Origin of the sequence: Neoroseomonas eburnea (assembly GCF_018129005.1) — a bacterium.
Classification (GTDB): Bacteria; Pseudomonadota; Alphaproteobacteria; order Acetobacterales; family Acetobacteraceae; genus Neoroseomonas; species Neoroseomonas eburnea.
This window is the reverse complement of the sequence record NZ_JAAEDL010000029.1, coordinates 15,913-33,268: the sequence shown is the minus strand read 5'-3', so window position 1 is coordinate 33,268 and position 17,356 is coordinate 15,913. Positions and strand designations below refer to the sequence as shown.

At 70.0% G+C, this 17,356-nt stretch carries 18 protein-coding genes; 14 read left to right on the top strand and 4 right to left on the bottom strand.

The features are described from left to right. Window positions 1-12: 12 nt before the first annotated feature. The 4 genes from GXW74_RS22495 to GXW74_RS22480 are packed head-to-tail and all read left to right on the top strand — an operon-like array spanning window position 13 to window position 2,507. Entirely contained in the window at window positions 13-333 is a 321-nt protein-coding gene (locus GXW74_RS22495) for a phage holin family protein (RefSeq protein ID WP_198369500.1), read from the top strand. Beyond that, window positions 330-1,073, top strand: a complete 744-nt coding sequence (locus tag GXW74_RS22490) for a DUF6441 family protein (RefSeq protein ID WP_211848836.1) — start codon at window positions 330-332, stop codon at window positions 1,071-1,073. The genes GXW74_RS22495 and GXW74_RS22490 overlap by 4 nt, the downstream gene beginning before the upstream one ends. Further along, window positions 1,070-1,516 carry a hypothetical protein gene (locus GXW74_RS22485; RefSeq protein WP_211848835.1) on the top strand — a complete coding sequence of 149 codons (447 nt, stop codon included), beginning with the start codon at window positions 1,070-1,072 and terminating at the stop codon, window positions 1,514-1,516. The genes GXW74_RS22490 and GXW74_RS22485 overlap by 4 nt, the downstream gene beginning before the upstream one ends. Before the next feature lie 34 nt (window positions 1,517-1,550). Next, window positions 1,551-2,507 carry a phage tail tube protein gene (locus tag GXW74_RS22480; protein ID WP_211848834.1) on the top strand — a complete coding sequence of 319 codons (957 nt, stop codon included), beginning with the start codon at window positions 1,551-1,553 and terminating at the stop codon, window positions 2,505-2,507. 120 nt (window positions 2,508-2,627) lie between these two features. On the opposite strand, the gene GXW74_RS22475 is transcribed toward GXW74_RS22480, so the two are convergent. Continuing rightward, a complete protein-coding gene (locus tag GXW74_RS22475) occupies window positions 2,628-2,912 on the bottom strand; it encodes a hypothetical protein (protein ID WP_211848833.1) in 285 nt (94 codons plus the stop codon). 18 nt (window positions 2,913-2,930) lie between these two features. Beyond that, window positions 2,931-3,350: a GIY-YIG nuclease family protein gene (locus GXW74_RS22470; protein WP_211848832.1), complete on the bottom strand. Its 420-nt coding sequence runs from the start codon at window positions 3,348-3,350 to the stop codon at window positions 2,931-2,933. Between the two features lie 119 nt (window positions 3,351-3,469). On the opposite strand from GXW74_RS22470, the gene GXW74_RS22465 reads away from it, so the two are divergent. The 10 genes from GXW74_RS22465 (at window position 3,470) to GXW74_RS22420 (ending at window position 13,666) form a co-directional block, all read left to right on the top strand. Next, complete coding sequence (locus tag GXW74_RS22465) at window positions 3,470-4,570, top strand: helix-turn-helix domain-containing protein (RefSeq protein ID WP_211848831.1); 1,101 nt, start codon at window positions 3,470-3,472, stop codon at window positions 4,568-4,570. Further along, complete coding sequence (locus GXW74_RS22460; RefSeq protein ID WP_211848830.1) at window positions 4,551-5,057, top strand: PIN domain-containing protein; 507 nt, start codon at window positions 4,551-4,553, stop codon at window positions 5,055-5,057. The genes GXW74_RS22465 and GXW74_RS22460 overlap by 20 nt, the downstream gene beginning before the upstream one ends. Window positions 5,058-5,302: 245 nt before the next feature. Beyond that, window positions 5,303-5,680, top strand: a complete 378-nt coding sequence (locus GXW74_RS22455) for a hypothetical protein (protein ID WP_211848829.1) — start codon at window positions 5,303-5,305, stop codon at window positions 5,678-5,680. Between the two features lie 164 nt (window positions 5,681-5,844). Then, window positions 5,845-5,994, top strand: coding sequence for a hypothetical protein (locus GXW74_RS22450; protein ID WP_211848828.1), 150 nt, complete (start codon window positions 5,845-5,847; stop codon window positions 5,992-5,994). 1 nt (window position 5,995) lies between these two features. Beyond that, the gene (locus GXW74_RS22445) at window positions 5,996-8,164 is read left to right on the top strand and encodes a tape measure protein (protein ID WP_211848827.1); all 2,169 of its coding nucleotides are present in this window, start codon (window positions 5,996-5,998) and stop codon (window positions 8,162-8,164) included. A 15-nt stretch (window positions 8,165-8,179) separates the two neighbouring features. Beyond that, entirely contained in the window at window positions 8,180-8,869 is a 690-nt protein-coding gene (locus GXW74_RS22440; RefSeq protein ID WP_211848826.1) for a hypothetical protein, read from the top strand. Further along, window positions 8,866-9,444 (top strand): hypothetical protein, encoded by a 579-nt coding sequence (locus tag GXW74_RS22435; protein ID WP_246523889.1) that lies wholly within the window; start codon window positions 8,866-8,868, stop codon window positions 9,442-9,444. The genes GXW74_RS22440 and GXW74_RS22435 overlap by 4 nt, the downstream gene beginning before the upstream one ends. After that, a complete protein-coding gene (locus GXW74_RS28780) occupies window positions 9,444-9,797 on the top strand; it encodes a DUF6950 family protein (RefSeq protein ID WP_211848825.1) in 354 nt (117 codons plus the stop codon). Before GXW74_RS22435 ends, GXW74_RS28780 begins: the two co-directional genes overlap by 1 nt. Before the next feature lie 21 nt (window positions 9,798-9,818). Continuing rightward, complete coding sequence (locus GXW74_RS22425; protein WP_211848824.1) at window positions 9,819-11,825, top strand: phage tail protein; 2,007 nt, start codon at window positions 9,819-9,821, stop codon at window positions 11,823-11,825. 11 nt (window positions 11,826-11,836) lie between these two features. Continuing rightward, window positions 11,837-13,666, top strand: a complete 1,830-nt coding sequence (locus GXW74_RS22420) for a hypothetical protein (RefSeq protein WP_211848823.1) — start codon at window positions 11,837-11,839, stop codon at window positions 13,664-13,666. 432 nt (window positions 13,667-14,098) lie between these two features. On the opposite strand, the gene GXW74_RS22415 is transcribed toward GXW74_RS22420, so the two are convergent. Both GXW74_RS22415 and GXW74_RS22410 read right to left on the bottom strand, forming a co-directional pair. Further along, on the bottom strand, window positions 14,099-15,514 hold the full coding sequence (locus GXW74_RS22415) for a multicopper oxidase family protein (protein ID WP_211848822.1): 1,416 nt from the start codon (window positions 15,512-15,514) through the stop codon (window positions 14,099-14,101). 105 nt (window positions 15,515-15,619) lie between these two features. Continuing rightward, a complete protein-coding gene (locus GXW74_RS22410; protein ID WP_246523886.1) occupies window positions 15,620-17,302 on the bottom strand; it encodes a DUF3141 domain-containing protein in 1,683 nt (560 codons plus the stop codon). Window positions 17,303-17,356: the final 54 nt, after the last annotated feature.

Here is a 17,356-nt window from a genome sequence, read left to right as displayed (position 1 = left end):
GAGCCCCATCCCATGCCGCAGAACGCCCTGACCCTGCTGGAGATCCTGCGCGACCTGCTGCTCGGCGCCGCCGCCGGCCTCGCCGGCGGCTTCGTACGCTGGAACAACCCGGAACGCCGGCGCTTTGGCTGGTGCCTCGCATGGGAGGTGCCCTCCGCCGCCCTGGTCGGCAGTGCCGGCTATGCCCTCGGCGGCTTCCTCGAGTTCAACGAATACGGCCGGTTTCTCTTCGCCTTCGTGTTCGGCTACCTCGGCCAGGCGGCGCTGCACGACCTTGCCGTCGCCATCATCCGCCATCGCACCGGCCTGCCGCCCGGCGGCGGCACGCCGTGAGGCTCGCGGCCCGCATCGTCGGCGACCTGCGCCAGGTGCTCGCCGCCGAGGTGCGCGCCGGCGAGCGCGCGGCGATGACGGCGATCCGCGCCGAGACCGAGCAGGTGAAGCAGGAGCTGCGGCGGCAGGTGACCAGCAGCTTCGGCGGCAACGCGCGGGGGATCGCCAATGCCTGGCGCTCGCAGGTGTTTCCCCGCAGCGGCCAGTCACTGCGCCCCGCCGGGCTGGTCTGGACCAAGGTGCCGAACGTCATCGACGCCTTCGAGCGTGGTGCGCTGATCCGCGCCAAGGGTGGAGGGAAGTTCCTGGCGATCCCGACCGGCTTCAATGCGGCGCGGGGGCGGCGGGGCCGCGGCGAAAAGGGCCTGCGGGTCACGCCGGCGCAGATGGTCGCCTCCGGGCAGGGCTTCCTCCGGCCGTTCAAGTCCGGTCGAGGCTTAGTCTGGTGTCTGCCGCTCCGTCAGGGCGAGCAGACCGGTCGGCGCCGCCGCACCCGGCTGCTCGCCGGCGGCCTCGCCGAGATCGGCACCGGCAACCGCAAGGGCCGCGAGGCCTGGGCCCGCGGCATGCTTGCCCGCGGCATTGTGCCGATGTTCCTGCTGCTGCCGCAGGTGAAGCTCGCCAAGCGGCTGGACGTGAAGGGTGCCGCCGAACGCGGGCTGCGCCGGCTGCCCGGGCGCTTCGTCACGGCCTGGGGTCGGACGCATGCGTCCGACGAGAGCGGGAGGGCGGCGCCATGAGCGTGCGCGAGACCGCGATCGCGGCACTGCAAAGTCGGCTCGGCACAGCCTTGGCCGGCAGGAACCCGGCACCTCTGGTCCTGCGCGGCGAGACCGCGCCGCAGCGCCTGCCGCCGGGCGGGCTGGTGGTCATCCGCGACGGCGAGACCGTGGAGGAGACGGCGATCCTCTCGCCGCTCGCTTGGGCCATCGAGCATCGCGCCGAGGTCGAGGTCACCGTTGGTGGCGCGACGCCGTCGGCGCGTAGCGCGCTGCTCGACGCCCTGCTGGTGGACATCGCTGCCGTCATCACCGCCGACCGCACCCTCGGTGGCGCGGTGGAATGGGTCCAGCCCGGCGCGCCCGATTTCGAGGATGTCGAGTTCGAGGGCGCCGCCGCAGCACGCGCTGCCTCGGTCCCCGTCGTGCTGTTCTTCACCGTCGCCGGCTCGCCGCTGGCCTGACGCTCCTTCCTCCCGCTGATCCCGGAGATCTCCGATGCCCCGTGCCATCGGCGCCAATTGCCGTCTGCTCATGATCCCCGAGGCCACCTACGGCACCGCGCCTGCGGGCGACTGGCTGCGCATGCCGTTCCTGTCCTGCGACCTCGGCGCCGAGCAGCCCTTGCTCGATGCCGACGTGATCGGCGTCGGCAGCAGCCGCGATCCCGCCGCACCCTTCCTCGACACCGTTACCGTGCAGGGCCAGGCCGTGGTGCCGGTGGACTTGGTCAACATCGGCCACTGGCTGCGCCTGCTGCTCGGTCCGCCGACCACCACCGGCACCAGCCCGAACTTCATCCACAGCTTCGGCTCGGGTGCCGCGGCGCTGCCGTCCAACAGCATCGAGATCGGCTATCCGGATGTGCCGAACTACGATCTCTGCACCGGCGTGCGCGCCGACACGCTGGAGATCGACTTCTCGCCGACCGGTCCCGCCACCGCGACCTTCGGGCTGATGGGGCAGGGCTCGACGCGCGGCGTCTCGAGTTCGGGCGGCACGCCGACCAGCGCCGCCTATACCGCCTTCCACAAGGCGCAGGGGGCGATCAGCCGGAACGGCGCGGCGCTCGCCCAGGTGACGGGCGCGCGGCTCACCTACGCCAACGGCATGGAGATGGTGCGCACCATCCGCGCCGACCGGAAGGTGGAGGGCGTGGATCCAGGCATCGCGCGCGCCACCGGCCAGATCACCGCGCGCTTCGCCGACACCACGCTGCTGACCCAGGCGCAGAACAACGCGCCGGCGGAGTTCGCCTTCAGCTATGCGATCGACGCCAACCGCTCACTCACCTTCACGCTGCACGAGGTCTATCTGGCGCTGGCAAAGACCCCGGTGGAGGGCCCGGGCGGCGTCGAGGCGAGCTTCGAGTTCCGCGCGGCCTATAACGCAACCGCCACGCGCATGATGACGGCGCTGTTGAAGAACCAGCAAGCCGCAGCCGGGTACGCGTGATGCTCATGCCTGCGTAAGGACAGTCTTGGATGAAGAGCCCGACCTTCCGCAGCAGCATGCCTTCAGCAAAGGGCCGACTTGGCCTCCTGACCAGCCTTCGACGCGGGCAGAGGTCCTACCCTACCAACTCAGCTCCCGATTTACGCTGGCATGGACAATCCCGAGATCAATGGACCTGAAGTACGGGTGCCAGGGTCGCGGCGCGATGAACGCCATCCGTCCTCCACCGCCATCCCACACGGGCACGACCGTGCCAGCGAGGCCGGCGCCGCGCGATCGCAGTTGGATCTCTGCAATCACAGCCCGCTGCGTCTCAGGGGCCTTGAGGCCAAAATCGGAGGCGAGCGGCGCAATGATGAGATCGACGCCTTGCTCGCGGATGTGGGCGATGGTCAAGCTCGGCATGGTGCGACTTTCCTCCGCTCAGCGCGCGAGTAACGCGGGCAGAAGGTTGTGCTGCTCATTGAGCGTCGGCGCGTAGTGCCGGATCAGACGCCGCTCGGCTTCGGCGTAACCGATCAGATCGGTGACAGCCGGGACATGCACGAGCAGGTAACGGGCGCCGCGACGGATCGCCTCATCGCGTCGTTCGTGGCTGGAAAGACGCCGGCTAAGCGACTCGGCGCGGCCGACGTAAATGGGGATGTAGGTTAGCCCCTGACGCGCCGCGAAGATGTAGACCGCGTTCGCCGCCGATGGGTAGGCGTGGATGTCGTAAACTGCAAAGCGGTAGCGATAGTCGACGCCGTCGTCGCCCCAGACCTGGTCCAACGGGACCGGCGGCGGCGGCAAGCCGGCGAAGACCGATGCAAGGGGGCTGTTCCGGGGGGACAGGTAAGACATTGATATCGCTCCTGCAAACGCGCGGGACCTGCCGCCGTCGAAGCTGTTGACGGAGTCGCAGGCGATGGTTTACAAGACATACCAATGAGGCAATTTTGTCAATGATAAAGGAGGATGTCATGCTCGGTGACCGCTTGCGCCTCGCACGAAAGCGGTCCGGTATGTCGCTGCGCGCGCTTGAGGATGCCGTCTCCGGAAAGGTCACCGCGCAAGCGCTCAGCAAGTACGAGCGCGGCGAAATGACCCCGAGTTCAGACGTGCTGCTGGCGCTGAGTCGCGCGCTCAAGGTGCCGGTGCCCTACCTGCTGGCCGTCGAGGAAGCGAAGCTCGGCGAGGTGGACTTCCGCACCCGTGCGAGCACTTCGGTGAAAGACCGTGCGCGTGTCGAGGCCGCGGTGCTGGAGTGGGTGGAGCGCTACCTGCAGCTCGAACGCATCCTTGGCCTCGACAGCGCGTCGTGGTCGGCGCCGTTCGGCGCGCTCCGGGGCGTGAAGTCGCTCGATGACGCAGAGGCACTCGCCGATGACGTGCGAGAGGAGTGGAAGCTCGGACTCGACCCGATCCCGAACCTAACCGAACTCCTCGAAGAGAAGGGGCTGAAGGTTCTGCTTGAGGATCTGCCGGATTCGGTATCTGGCTTCACCTGCCTGGTGCAGCGGCCAGGTGGGCTACCACCAGTGCCCGTCATCGTGGCGAACTGCAGGAAGTCGCTTGAGCGTCGGCGCCTGACTTTGGCGCATGAGCTCGCGCATCGCATCATCGATCCGGCTGGCCTCACCGAGAAGGAAGAGGAGCAGGCGATGACCCGCTTCGCCGGCGCACTCTTGATGCCGCGCGACCATCTGATCCGCGAAGTCGGCGCGCGACGGCACCTGCTGAGCTACCGCGAGCTCATCGATCTGAAGCGCATCTACCGCGTGAGCGGCGCGGCACTGCTCGTGCGCCTACGCGATATCGGCGTCATCGATCAGGCAAGCCTGACCTACGCCTTCCAGAGCGTGGCGCGCAGCTGGCGTTCGCAGGAGCCGGAGGAACTCGAACCAGTGGGCGAGCGCGGCATGCGCGAGAAACCGCGCCGGCTTCGGCGGCTCTGCATGCGGGCGGTCGCAGAGAAGCTGATCGCGCTGCCAAAGGCGGCCGATCTATTGCGCGAGCCAGTGGCCCATGTCGAAGCGGAACTGAAGGGGCCGCAGGCGGTCGATGCGGATCATCATCAGTGACACGAGCGCCCTGATCGACTTGCGCAAGGCGGCGCTCCTCGAGGCGCTGCTGCGGCTGCCCTACGAGATCCAGGTGCCTGATCTGCTGTATGAGGACGAACTCCTCAGCATCCCAGCGGGCGAGAAGCGGGCACTGGTCCGGCAAGGCCTACGCGTGATCGGCCTGAGCGGCGCACTGATCGACCGCGCAGTCGCCCTTGAACGTGAGAACCCGGCGCTGCGGCTCTATGACTGCTCCGCCTGGGCCCTGGCTGAGACGACGCAGGACTGCATCCTGCTCACCGGCGACGGCCGATTGCGCGCAGCGGCTGGCACAGCCATCGAGGTTCACGGCGTGCTCTGGGCGTTCGATGAGGTCCATCGCCATCGCACCGCAGATTCGGTCGTATTGCGCGCTGCGCTTGTCGCCTGGAGCGAGGATGCGACTGTCTGGCTCCCCGACGGCGAAATACGGGCACGGCAGCGCCGACTTGGCGGGCGCGGATAGTCGGTCGCAGCGGGCCGAATAGGGTAGCGGACAGAAACAGGTGTTCGCCATCCGCGCGCTATGGCCGCCGCCGTCGTTTCTCAACGTGCCCAAGCCCAAATTGCGAGGTTTTCTCGATCTGAGATTCCGCGCTTCTCTCCGTGCGCCGGCTACCTGAAGCAGCCAATACATCGCCCCCCGATCGCGCCGCTGTGCCGGAAGGCTCACGCGGATCATGCGCTCCCGCTATTTCATCGGAGAAGCTGATGCTCACCCTCGACCTTCCGGCCGAGCCGTACTGGCTCGACCTGCCACGCGGCGTCCGCGTCGAGATCCGCCCGGTGACCACCGCAGTGATGGCCGCCGCGCAGGCGGCGGCCGCACGTCGCCTCGCCGCGATCCGCATCGCGGACCCGGACCTCGATCCGGACATGTCGCGCGGCCTGTCCTTCGCCTTCCTGGTCAAGGGGCTCGCCCGCCACGCGGTCACCGCGTGGGAGGGCGTCGGTGATGCCGCCGGCAAGCCGCTGCCGCTCTCGCCCGAGGCGGTCGAGCGCTTGATGGACCACGACGACATCGCCGCCGCGTTCTGGGACCGCGCCACCGCGCCCGTCGCCACGGTGGCCGCCGAGGGAAACGGCTGAGGGCTCGCGCCGCCTGGCATTTCGGCCGCGGGCCCGACTACTGCCGCGGCTGCGCCGCCCTGGAGCGCGACTGCGCCGACGCTTGTCCCTATGCCGCCCACGCGCCAACCAGCATCGAGGGCCACGCCTGCTGGGCCGCCGGCACTGCCTGCGCCGAGGCGACGATGGTCGGCCTGACGCTCGACACGGCCGGCGCGTTGGCTGCAGCGCGCGAGATGGGCGCGGCAGGATGGGCCGCCACCGAACTGCTGCTCGCCATGCGCATCGGCATGGCCGAGGGCGCCGCCACCCGCCGCGAGGGGGAGACGACCTGACATGGCCGACGCCACCCGCCGCGTCTCGGTCCGCCTGTCGCTGGACGACGCCGCCCGGGTCAAGGCCGGGCTGCGCGAGGTCGGCGAGACGGGCCAGCGCTCCCTCGATCAGATCAAGGGTGGCGCCGAGCGCGCCTCGCGCTCGCTGGAACTGCTGGACGTCGCTGTGCGCGGCATCCAGCTCGCCGGCGTGGCGGTGGCCGCGCGCGCCTTGGTCCAGGCCGGCGATGCGCTGACCCAGAGCCTGTCGCGCCTGCAGAACGCCACAGGCTCGGTCGAGCGCGCCAGTTCGGTCTACGAGGCGCTGTACCGCAACGCGCTCTCCACCGGCGTCGCCGTCTCCGAGAGCGTCGACGCCTTCCAGCGCTTCTCGATCGCCGCCCGCGAGATCGGCGCTACCTCCGACCAGGTGGTACGCCTGGTCACCGGGCTCCAGCGCGTCGCTATCGTCTCCGGCGCTTCCACCAGCGAGATCTCCTCCGCCACCCTCCAGCTCGCCCAGGCCCTGGCCTCCGGTGTGCTGCAGGGTGACGAGCTGCGCTCCATCCTCGAGGCCATGCCGCTGCTGGCCGAGGGCTTGGCCCGCGAGCTCGGCGTCTCCATCGGCGAACTGCGCAAGCTGGGGAGCGAGGGCAAGCTCACCGCCGAGAGGGTCTTTCCCGCGCTGCTACGCGCCACCGAGCGGCTCGGTGCCGAGCTCGACAAGGCGCCGCTCTCCCTCGGCCGCGCCTTTGGGCAGCTGACGGCGTCCACCGAAAACTTCCTCGGCCAGCTCGATCGCGCCATCGGTCTCTCCAACGCCCTGGCCCGCGCGCTGTCGGCCGCCGCCCGCGCGGTCGATGGTGTCCGCCAGGGCGCCGGCCTGCTCAGCGAGGAGGAACGCTTCGCCGGCATGCGCCGCCAGGCCGAGGCGCTGGCGGCGCAGATCGCCCGGATCGAAAGCGAGAATGACGGCCGGCCCAGCCTCACCGCCCCAACCCGCCGCGGCAGCATCCGCCCCGGCCTGGTCGGCGCCGCCGAGCAGCAGGCCGGGGTGGATCGTGCTGCCCGGCTGGAGGAGCTGCGTCGGCAATACACGGAGCTCCAGGCCGAGATCACCCGTGGTGAGCAGGCCGCCGGCGAGCGCCAGCGCAGCGAGCAGGAGAGCGCCGCTGCTGCCGCGGCCGAGGCCCGCCGGCGCCGCGCGACGCAGGATGTCCAGGAGCTCACCCGCGACCTCGACGACCGCTTCCGGATCAACCGGGAATACGAGGAGCGCGTCCGCCGGCTGCGTGAGGCCGAGGCTGCCGGTGGCGTCACCGCCGCCGAGCGCACCCGCCTCGAGACCCTGGCGCTGCAGGAGCGCGACGAGGCGCTACGCCGGCTGGAGCCGCGCGTCGCCGCCGTCCGCCGTGCCAGCACCGAGGGCGCGCGGGAGGCGCGCGAGGCCGAGCGGGAGCTCAACGAGCTGCTGCGCGAGCGCGAGCGGCTGATCCAGCAGAACGAGACCGCCTATGAGCGCTACCAGCGCCGTCTCGCCAATCTCTCCAGCCTGATGGAGCGCGCCGAACGGGCCGGCCGGGCGGTGCCCGACGAGACCATCCAGCGCGAGGCGGTCGCGGCGATGGAGGAACTGGAGCGCGCCGAGCGCCGCGTCGAGGAGGGCGCCTCGCGCACCTCGGACGTGGTGCGGGAGCTGGGCCTGACCTTCTCCAGCGCCTTCGAGGACGCCATCGTCAAGGGCGAGAAGTTCTCCTCCGTGCTGGAGGGCCTGCTGCAGGACATCACCCGCATCCTCGCCCGCAAGGTCATCACCGAGCCGTTGGGCAATGCCGTCTCGGCGGGGCTATCGAGCATGGGCGCGGGGAGCTGGCTCGATTCCATCGGGGCCGCGATCGGTGGCCTGTTCCGCGCTGAGGGCGGGCCGGTCGCCGCCGGCCAGCCCTATGTCGTCGGCGAGCGGGGCCCCGAATGGTTCGTCCCGCGCCAGGCAGGCACCGTCCTGCCGAACGGCACCGCGCTGGGCGGCCCGACCATTCACACCAGCATCACCATCGACGCCCGCGGGGCCGATGCCGGCGTCGAGGCGCGGCTGCGGCTGCTCGCTGGGCAGATCGCCCGCCAGGCCTCGGCGATGACGCTGGACGCCATCCGCCGCGGCGGCGCGGCCTACGACACGGTGCGCGGATAGCGGGGAGGGCGAGCCATGACCGAATACGCCTGGCCGCCCTCGCTGCGGCCGTCGCGGCTGAGCTTCTACCTGCAGCACAACACGCTGCGCTTCGTCTCGCCGGTCAGCCGTGCCACCCAGGTGCTGCGGCGCGACGGGGCGAGGTGGATCGCCGAGGCGAGCTTCGATCCCCTCAACCGCGTCCAGGCTGGCGTGCTGGAGGGGCTGCTCGCGGCGCTGGCCGGATCCGCCAACACGGTGCGCATCTGGGACTGGCGGCGCGAGTACCGCACGGGGGATCCGCGCAGCCAGGGCGAGGTGCCCGCGGGGCCGTACTCCTTCTCGGACGCCACCATCTTCACGGACGGGACGGGGATGGTGGTGGGGAGCGGCACGCCCTCACTGGCGGCCGGCGCCGCGCGCGGGGCGCTATCCCTGCAAACCCAAGGCTGGTGGCCGAACGCCGTGGCGGTCGGGGCGGGGGACCATATCGGCCTCGCCGGCCGGCTCTATATGGCGACCGAGACGGTCAGCGCCTCCGGCACCGGCACCGCCACCATCCCGATCGCCCCGCCGCTGCGCGCTGCGGCCCCGCTCGCCGAGCCGCTGGTGCTGACGACGCCGACCGTCGCCATGCGCCTCGCCTCCGACGACGAGGGCGCCAATCCGACCCGGCCAGGGCGCTTTACCGCCATCACCATCCGCCTCGAGGAGGCCTTGCCGTGAGCGAGGGCATCACCGCCACGCCGCGCCTCTCGCCCCAGGCCGCGGCGGCCGCCACGGCACCGGTCGCGACGCCAGTGGTGCTGGTGGAGCTCGACTTCGCCTCCGGCCCCATCCGTGCCTGGACCGGGCTCGGGCCGCTGCAATGGGCCGGTGTGACCTATGAGGGCATGGGCACCATCGGTGCCGTCTCCGACATCGAGGAGACCGCCGAACTCAGGGCGGTGCGCATCACGCTGACGCTCTCGCCCGTGCCGCAGGAGGTGGTGGACATCGCGCTGGCCGAGCAGTCCTTCCGCCTGCGCCCGGCGCGGCTGTGGGGTGCGCTGCTCGATGCCGAGGGCGCCTTCGTCGCCGACCCGTTCCCGCTCTGGGCCGGGCTGATGGACACCATGCAGGTGGTGGACGGCGCCGAGCCCCGCATCTCGCTCACCTGCGAGAGCCGCCTCGTCGACCTCGAGCGCGCCGAGGTGCGCCGCTACACCGATGCCGACCAGCAGGCCGAGTATCCGGGGGACCGCTTCTTCGAGTTCGTCCCCGCCCTGCAGGAGGCGGAGATCCGGCTGCCCGCCAGCTGATGGCCCGGCTGCCGGATTGGCCTGTCCGGCTGGCAGCCCTGCTGGCCGCAGCGGAGACACGTCCGTTCGATGCGCATCGCTGGAACTGCGGGCGGTTTGCTCTCGCCTCTGTCGAGGCGTGCACGGGTGCACGGACGGGGATCCGGATGCGGTCCTCCCTCGAGGCCACGGCGGATGGCGCCGGCTTCCCGCGCATCCCGCCCGCTTTCGCGCGGGCGGGCGATGTCGTCCTGGCGGGCGATCCGCCGCGGCTCGGCGTCGTGGTCGATGGTGGCCGTGCCGCCTTCGTCGGGCCGCGAGGTCTGATCCGCGTCCCGCTCACCACCTGCATCACCGCGTGGCGCATCGACTGACGCCTCGGAGGACCGCGCCCGATGCCTGCCGCTGTTCCCCTCATCGCCGTCGCCGCGGCCGGCGTCGCCTCCGCCGCGGTCGGCGGCGGGCTGATCGGTGCCGTGGTCGGCGCTGGCGCCGCCTTCATCGTCTCCGCCATCGGCCAGTCGGTCTTCCCGCAAAAGCAGAAAAAGCAGGTCAGCCTCAGCCCGCAGGCGGCGGCGATCGCCGGCTTCGACGCCGGCCAGCCCGGCGCCGGCCGCACCCAGGCCTTCCGCCAGCCGGTCACCGAGCACCAGATCGTCCTCGGACGCTGCAAGGTGTCGGGGCCGATCGTCTTCCTGCACTCGGCCACCGACGATGAGGGGCGCGCCGACGGCTACTTCTATTCGGTGGTGGTGCTCGCCGCGCACCGCGTCCGCGCCATCGGCGAGGTCTTCCTCGGCGACAAGGTCGAGAGCGATCCGTCGCTCGCCGGGCTGGTCCGCATCGACCGCCATCTCGGCGAGCCCGACCAGCCGGCCGACGCCAACCTGATCGCCGAGACCGGCGGCCAATGGACCAGCGAGCATCGCGGGCGCGGCCGCGCCCATGTCGCTGTCCGGCTCAAGCTCACCGCCGAGGCCTTCCCCGCCGGCCCGCCCAACATCGCCGCCATCGTCGAGGGCGCCGACACCATCCTCGACCCACGCACCGGGGCGACAGGCTGGTCCGACAACCCGGCCCTGCTGCTCGCCTGGCACCTCACCGCGCCCTTCGGCTGGCGCGCGTCCTGGTCCGACATCGACATCCCCGCGCTGATGGCGGCCGCCAACATCTGCGACGAGCTGGTCGGCACCAGGGCCGGGATCTACGAGCGCCGCTACACCGCCAACGGCGTGCTGTCGCTCGCCGAGGGCAAGATTGCCATCACCCGCAAGCTCGCCGCCGCCATGGCCGGCGCGCTGGTGGTCTCCGGCGGGCGGTTCTTCATCCATGCCGGGGCGCCGGCGCTGCCCGCCGCCACCCTGACCTCGGATGATCTCCGCGGCGACGTCACTATCCAGGGCGCCCGGCCACGGCGGGATCTCTTCAACGGGGTGCGGGCCGTCTATGTCGAGCCCGCTGCCAACTGGCAGCCGACCGACGCCCCGCCGCTGCTGGCCTCCAACTACGTCGCCCAGGATGGCGGCGAGATGATCTACCGCGACCTCGAGTTCCCGCTCACCACCTCGGTCAGCACGGTGCAGCGGCTGATGAAGGTCGAGCTGGAGCGCAACCGCCGCCAGCGCACCGTGGCCTTCCCCGCCAACCTCTCGGCCCTGCGGCTCAGGCCCTGGGAGGCGGCGACGGTCGCCCTCGACCGCCTGACACCCTTCCCTGCGCGGGTCACCGCCTGGTCGCTCGCCGCAGAGGGCGGCGTCGACCTCACCCTGGAGGAGGAGGACGCCGCGGTGTGGGACTGGAACCCGGCGGTCGACGAGCGCGCCACCGGGTCGAACCCCGCCGTGGTGCTGCCCAACCCGGGGGTCATTGCCGCGCCCGTCAGCATCACGGTGGAGACGCCGACGACGACGGCCTTTGCCGCGCTCTCCCTGTCCTGGTCCGCGGTCGGCTCCTCCCACCTTGTCGGCTATCAGGTCGAGTTCCTGCCGGCCTCGGTGGCCGCCTGGCAGGGCTACGGCGGCTCCCTCGGCGCCACGGCAGCCGCGATCCCCACGGCCGAGCCGAGCGGCTTCCGGGTGCGCGCGGTGGCGCGCAGTGGGGCGGTGTCGGGCTGGCGGCAGGCGCTGGTCCCCGCGGCGGTGGCGACGCCCACGGCGACGGGGATCAGTGGCGGGGTCCGCCTCTCCGGGGGCTTCCCGTCTGGCGCGGTGAAGTTGCAGGTGTTCGAGGCGACGACCAGCAGTCTCGCCGCCGCGGCCAAGCTGCCCGAGGAGCCGACCAGCCTCTTCTGGGACCGCGCCGGCCTCAGCGCCGGCGACACCCGCTGGTACTGGCTGCGCGCGGTCTCGGCCGAGGGCAACGTCTCGGCCCTGGCCGGGCCGGTGACAGCGACCGCGCTGTAGGGAATTTTACCATGCCCGCCCGCATCGACGACCTGCTGGTGCTCGACACCGCGGTCAGCAAGACCGATCTTGCCAAGTACCTGCGTGACCGCGAGACCGTGCTGCCGTCCGACTTCGGCGGCCTCGGCGATGGTGTTGCCGACGACCGTAGCGCCATTCAGGCGGCCTTCGATCGCGCCGCGACGGACCAGAAATTCGCCGTCATCCCGCCCGGCACCTGGAACGTCTCCGCCGGTGTGGTCCTCGGCGGCGGCGCCCGCGGGCTGATCATGCACGGGGTGCTCCGCTACACGGGCACCGCGCCGGCCACTGTGCTGACGCTCGGCGATGGCGGCACCACGCGGAACGGCGAGAAGCACTTTGCCGGGCTGCAGGTCGTGCGCGCCACCCAGTCCGACTGGCTCGACGAGGCCGACATCGGCATCCTGGTGCGCAACATCGACGCCTCGGTGGTCGAGCTGCGCCTGGTCTCGGGCTTCACCATCGGCCTACGGACGCTGGGCGACGGCCGCGGCGTCGAGGACAGCACCTTCCATCTCGGCCGGATCCTCAACAACCGGATCGGCCTCGACATCCGCTGCGCCACCGCCACCGCCTGGAACACCTCGATCCGCTACTATGGCGGCCACTTCGCGATCGCGACGGGAATCAACCCGACGATCGATCGCTTCGGGATCCGGCTGTCCAAGGCCGATGGGGCCTATGCCAACCACAACCGGCACGTCTTCGATGCGCCGAACTTCGAGCTGCGCCAGCTCGATCCCAACCTCGCCATCCCTTTCCTGAACGAGACCAGCGGCTCGGCCATCATCGGCCGGGCGCTGCGCATGGAAGCCTGCTCGCCGATCGTCGCCCGGCACACCGCCGCGGCGCAGGATTGCGAGTACGAGGTCGCCTGGTCCAACACCTACCAGGTCGGCATTGACTACGCGGCGACCGCGACCCGCTGCGGCAACACCGTGCTCAACCGGCATCGCGCTCCGGCGTCGCGGCACCTCCGGCTGCTGGGGTCCGTGCCCAACGTCCGGGCCAAGGCTTTCCGCCACAGCGCGACCGAGATCGGCGTCGAGGGGCTGGCGGTGGTCGCGACCTCGACGACCTCGGCCACGACGCTGGCCGGGCTGTCCTTCAACGGGTTGGACGACATCACGCCGACCTCCCGCGGGTTGCTGCTCGAGGCGCAGCGGGGGCTGGCCTTCGTGGTGGAGTGCGGGCAGGCGAAGGAGTTCGCCCTGGTCCATTCGCTCGTCGGGGGCGCCGACGGCGGGCGGATCTTCGTGCGCTGCTTCGATGCGGCGATGAATGTGCGGGACAATGTTGCCGGCGACGCCCTGGCCTCGATCACCACGCTGCTGTGGAATGTCCCGTCCAAGGCCTGGACCGGCGGTGCAGCCATGGCCGACGCCTCACTGAACAAGCGGATGACGGTGCGACTCGGCGCAGGCGTGGCCTTCGCGCAGATCGGCATCGTCGGCTTCGATGGGCAGATCGAGGTCGAGGCGCTGCGGCTCTACAGCTTGCCGGAGGCCGCACCAGCGCTGCTCTGCGGCACGCCCGCACTGTCGGTGGGGCAGCGGGAGTTTGCCGCGGAGATGGCGTTGGATCTTCCAAGCCTCGCACCCGGCGCGACCAGCCTGCTCGACGTCACCGTCAATGGCGCGCGTCAGGGCGACCTCGCCTACGCGGCGCTGGCCTCCTCGACGCGCTTCATTGAGCTCGACGCCGCGGCGTGGTCCAACAACACCGTGCGCGTTATGGCCAGGAACATCTCGCCGACGGCGACCTTCGACCTGGGCGCGGCAACGCTGTCAGTCACTACAACAAAGCGGCGCGTGCCATAGCGAGATATGTGACGTTCGCCTTGACCTTCCCATGCCAGAAGGGTGCAGGCTGATTCTTGCTCGATGCCGAGAGAGGGCGAATCGATGCCGTGCCCACGTCCGGTTGTGCTCGAACGCGAACTGCTAAGCCTGCTGCGGCGGGCCATAGCGGAAGAACGCCTCGATGTGGCCGATCACCTGCTGCGCGCGCTCGAGATCCTCGCGCCGAGCCTTGTCCCGGGATCGGCCTTGGCCCAGGCATACCTCACCGTCAGCAAAGCTCCGCCGACACATCGACGCGAGCATGGCGCCCTAAGCGTGGAAGCCGAAACACCCCACTCCTCCACTGGCCATGTTGGCCCGGGCGCTCGCCGCGCGACTGCACGGCGATCCCGCCCCCGCTGACCGAAGCGGCCCAAGACCGCTTCAGGCGACCGCTCGCCCATCGGCGTCTCAGCCGATGTAGCGCACCTCCGTCATCATCCCCGATGCGAGATGCGGCATGTGATGACAGTGGAACATCCATTGCCCCACATTCTCGGCGTCGAGGGCGATCGTGACACGTCCCATCGCCGGGACGTGAATGGTATCCCGAACGGCCCCCGCATAGCGTTGTGACCCAAAGCCAACCACCTGGAAGACATGACCGTGCAGGTGCATCGGGTGCGCCATCATGGACGCATTCTCCATCGTCAGCTCGATCCGCTCGCCCTTCCCGACCTCAAGGATCCGGTGCCGACCCCAGGGCCGACTGTCGATCGACCAGGAATAGGGCGCCATGCTGCCGTTCAGGGTGACACGGAGCGCCCGATCGGGGTGCTTCGCCAGCAATGGGCTGCCGGCGTGAAGGCGCAGCTCCTGCGCGCCGTCGAAGGGTGCTGATGCAGCTTCCGCCAGCAACGGAATCCGCGCAATCGCGGCCCTGGCTGTCGCGAGCACCAACCCCGTCCGTTCGCGGGCGCCTTCGCGTAACGCGAGGATCGGAAACGCGCCGCCCCCACGCGGAATCTCGAGCTGGATATCCACCCGCTGCCCCATCGACAGTCCGAAGCGGCCTTGCGCCTTAGGTTCCACGGCATGTCCGTCGACTGCCACCACCGCGCCTTGCAGCGCGTCGGTGTCGATCCAGAACACGGTCGCGCTTGCGCCGTTGATGATGCGCAGGAGCACGCGCCCGCCGGGCTCGACCCTGATCACCTCGGGATCGGTCAGCGTTCGGTCATTTGCCAGGTAGGCGTCGAAGTCGATGTCGTTGAGGTCCATCGCCGCGGCTGCTGGGCCAGAATGGCCCGCTGCTCCATGGCCACCGCCAGCACCGTGGCCAGCCCCACCGCCGTCAAGGCGGGCAAGATGTGCGCCGAGCGGCGCGAAGGAGTAGTCGTGCAGCATGAGCACGACTTCCTGCCGATCGGCCCGAATGTCCTGTGCCGTGCGGACGATCAAGGGTGCGGCGAGCAACCGCATTTCCTGGTCCGGAACGTGGGCGTGCATCCAGTGCGTGCCGGCATTCGGGGCGAAGTCGTAGTCGCGCTGCGCCCCGGGTGCGAGCATCGGCAATGGCGCATCGGGCACGCCGTCCTGCTCGACCGGTGGCGTCTGGCCGTGCCAGTGGATGATGGTCGGCTCGGCAAGGCCGTTCAGCAGTCGGACGCGGAAGCGCTCGCCCGGCGGCAGCATGATACCGTGTCCGCCATCCTCACGGACAAGCCCCAGGACGGTGGCGGCGCGTCCATTGATGTCGAGTACTCGCGTCGTGGCACGCAACAGCGGTATGTCTGTCCCGGCGCCCCCTGCACGGCTGCCGCCGCCGATAGTAGCCATGCCGGCTGCGGCTGCGGTGAGCATGATCGATCGACGTGAGAGCGGCATGTCTCGGTTCCTCGAAGGAGAGCGACGACGAAACATTGGTCGCCGAACGAGACCGCAGGCTTTCAGCTTGATGACAAAAGATGTCTGGGCGTCGAGCGGAAGACCCTAGCGGGAGGGTGAGGACTGCCCCGGCGCGGCCTGCTGCCGGGAAGACCCGCCTGATGTCCCGATGCCCGGCAGGTCGCCATAGAGGGCGCGGAAGCCAAACTCGAAGCTGATGTCGCGGAGTCGACGCATGGTCCTGACAGTCACGGTCGTCTGCTCGATGGCCGCCTGCTCCATCGTCCGCCAGGGGCTGTCGGTCGGCAAGCCAGCGCCCTCGCTGCGAACGTGGCCGGCGAGGGTCGCGACGCCGTACATCCAGGGAACGAACTTCTCCGAGAGCAGATAGCGGCTGCTGCGCATCGGATGCAGCCACTTCAGCATCGCGGCCGCGACCGGATTCGACATGGCGCGGACCCAGGGGGAGACGAACACCCCGTAGGCCTGATCCATCGCCTCCGAAAGCCGGCGCACGTGCTCGAAGGACGCTGGTGGCGCGTCGAACGGAAGATCCTCGATCCGCCGAGCCTCGAAGGCGATACGATACTGCGGGCGATGGCAGTTGGGATCGCCTGTGGGATTGTCGATGATCATTTCGTAGAGCCCGGGGTCGAGCGCGTCGACGTCCGGCAGGGCTTCCAGGATAGCCCGGTGCTCGAAGCGGGCGACCGACGCCGACACGAAGATGCCGAGATGTCCGACCTTCCTGTCGATGAGGTAGACGATGCGCTGCCCTGAAGCCTTCAGTTCTTCGGTGCTGCGGTAGACGCGCCGGATCCAGGCCAGCGACTGGTGCGGCGGGCTGATGTCGTCGCCGTAGGAGGTGAAGACGACCAGCGGGCTCTTCAGGCTCCGAAGATCGATAGGTACGCCGTCGCCGAGATCCAGCACACCACGCTCGAGTTCGTTGCCGATGAAGAGATGGCGGACGATGGCAGTGATCTCTTCTCGGCTCAGCGCATAGAAGCCGTGCCACCAGCGCTCGAAGGCGAGGAAGCGATCGTGCTCGCCGATCGGATCCTGGAATAACGCTGCGTACTTCTCCCACAGCGTGTTCTCTGGCTTGAGCATCTCGAAGTTCTGCACGAGCCAGGCGCCGTCGAACTGGCCGTCGCCGAGATCGGCGAGTAGTCGCACCGGCCAGATGCCGCCTGTCAGCCCGCCAGCCAGGCGCATCGGGTTTACTCCGGGTTCGCCGGACCAGTAGGAGAGCGGCGAACCGTTGAGGACCACGGGCCCGAGCGCGCCCTTGCAGTGCAGCGCGAGCAGGATGGCCGCCCAACCCGCCTGGCAGTTACCGTAGAGGATTGGCAGCTTGCCCGGATGCCGCGCGATCACCTCATCCGCGAAGCGGCGCAGCGCATGCAGCACATGGATCAGAGTCTGGTCGGGACAGGGCGCAGGGAAGAAGCTGACGAAGTAGACCGGATAACCTTCGTGCAGGGCGATGCCCAGCTCCGACGCGCGGCGGAAGCCACCGATGCCTGGCCCGTTGCCCGCGCGCGGGTCCATGACGATCAGCGGTGGCTTGTCGGGATCGAGGCAATGGTCTGCCTCGTCCGTTCCGTAGGCGGTGATGCGGAGGAGGGCATAGTTGACCGGCTGCTCGAAGCGGCGTGCGTCGAGCAGCGTTTCATGCCGGAACGCGAGTACGTCCGGCGCGCCCGAGGCTTCGCGTTCCAGCACGTCGTTCGCGCGTTCGCGGAGCGCGTCCCAGAACAGGATCGAGCGTTTCCAGGCGTCCATGCCGTAGGCCCAGGCATCGCCAGGCCCTGGGACCGCTGGCGGCTCCAAGGGACG

Coding starts and splice junctions, on each gene's coding strand:
- GXW74_RS22425 (WP_211848824.1), top strand. CDS start 9,819: ATGCCTGCCGCTGTTCCCCTCATCGCCGTCGCCGCGGCCGGCGTCGCC.
- GXW74_RS22470 (WP_211848832.1), bottom strand. CDS start 3,350: ATGTCTTACCTGTCCCCCCGGAACAGCCCCCTTGCATCGGTCTTCGCC.
- GXW74_RS22415 (WP_211848822.1), bottom strand. CDS start 15,514: ATGCCGCTCTCACGTCGATCGATCATGCTCACCGCAGCCGCAGCCGGC.
- GXW74_RS22460 (WP_211848830.1), top strand. CDS start 4,551: ATGCGGATCATCATCAGTGACACGAGCGCCCTGATCGACTTGCGCAAG.
- GXW74_RS22410 (WP_246523886.1), bottom strand. CDS start 17,302: ATGGACGCCTGGAAACGCTCGATCCTGTTCTGGGACGCGCTCCGCGAA.
- GXW74_RS22445 (WP_211848827.1), top strand. CDS start 5,996: ATGGCCGACGCCACCCGCCGCGTCTCGGTCCGCCTGTCGCTGGACGAC.
- GXW74_RS22450 (WP_211848828.1), top strand. CDS start 5,845: ATGGTCGGCCTGACGCTCGACACGGCCGGCGCGTTGGCTGCAGCGCGC.
- GXW74_RS22485 (WP_211848835.1), top strand. CDS start 1,070: ATGAGCGTGCGCGAGACCGCGATCGCGGCACTGCAAAGTCGGCTCGGC.
- GXW74_RS22420 (WP_211848823.1), top strand. CDS start 11,837: ATGCCCGCCCGCATCGACGACCTGCTGGTGCTCGACACCGCGGTCAGC.
- GXW74_RS22465 (WP_211848831.1), top strand. CDS start 3,470: ATGCTCGGTGACCGCTTGCGCCTCGCACGAAAGCGGTCCGGTATGTCG.
- GXW74_RS22455 (WP_211848829.1), top strand. CDS start 5,303: ATGCTCACCCTCGACCTTCCGGCCGAGCCGTACTGGCTCGACCTGCCA.
- GXW74_RS22475 (WP_211848833.1), bottom strand. CDS start 2,912: ATGCCGAGCTTGACCATCGCCCACATCCGCGAGCAAGGCGTCGATCTC.
- GXW74_RS22440 (WP_211848826.1), top strand. CDS start 8,180: ATGACCGAATACGCCTGGCCGCCCTCGCTGCGGCCGTCGCGGCTGAGC.
- GXW74_RS22495 (WP_198369500.1), top strand. CDS start 13: ATGCCGCAGAACGCCCTGACCCTGCTGGAGATCCTGCGCGACCTGCTG.
- GXW74_RS22480 (WP_211848834.1), top strand. CDS start 1,551: ATGCCCCGTGCCATCGGCGCCAATTGCCGTCTGCTCATGATCCCCGAG.
- GXW74_RS28780 (WP_211848825.1), top strand. CDS start 9,444: ATGGCCCGGCTGCCGGATTGGCCTGTCCGGCTGGCAGCCCTGCTGGCC.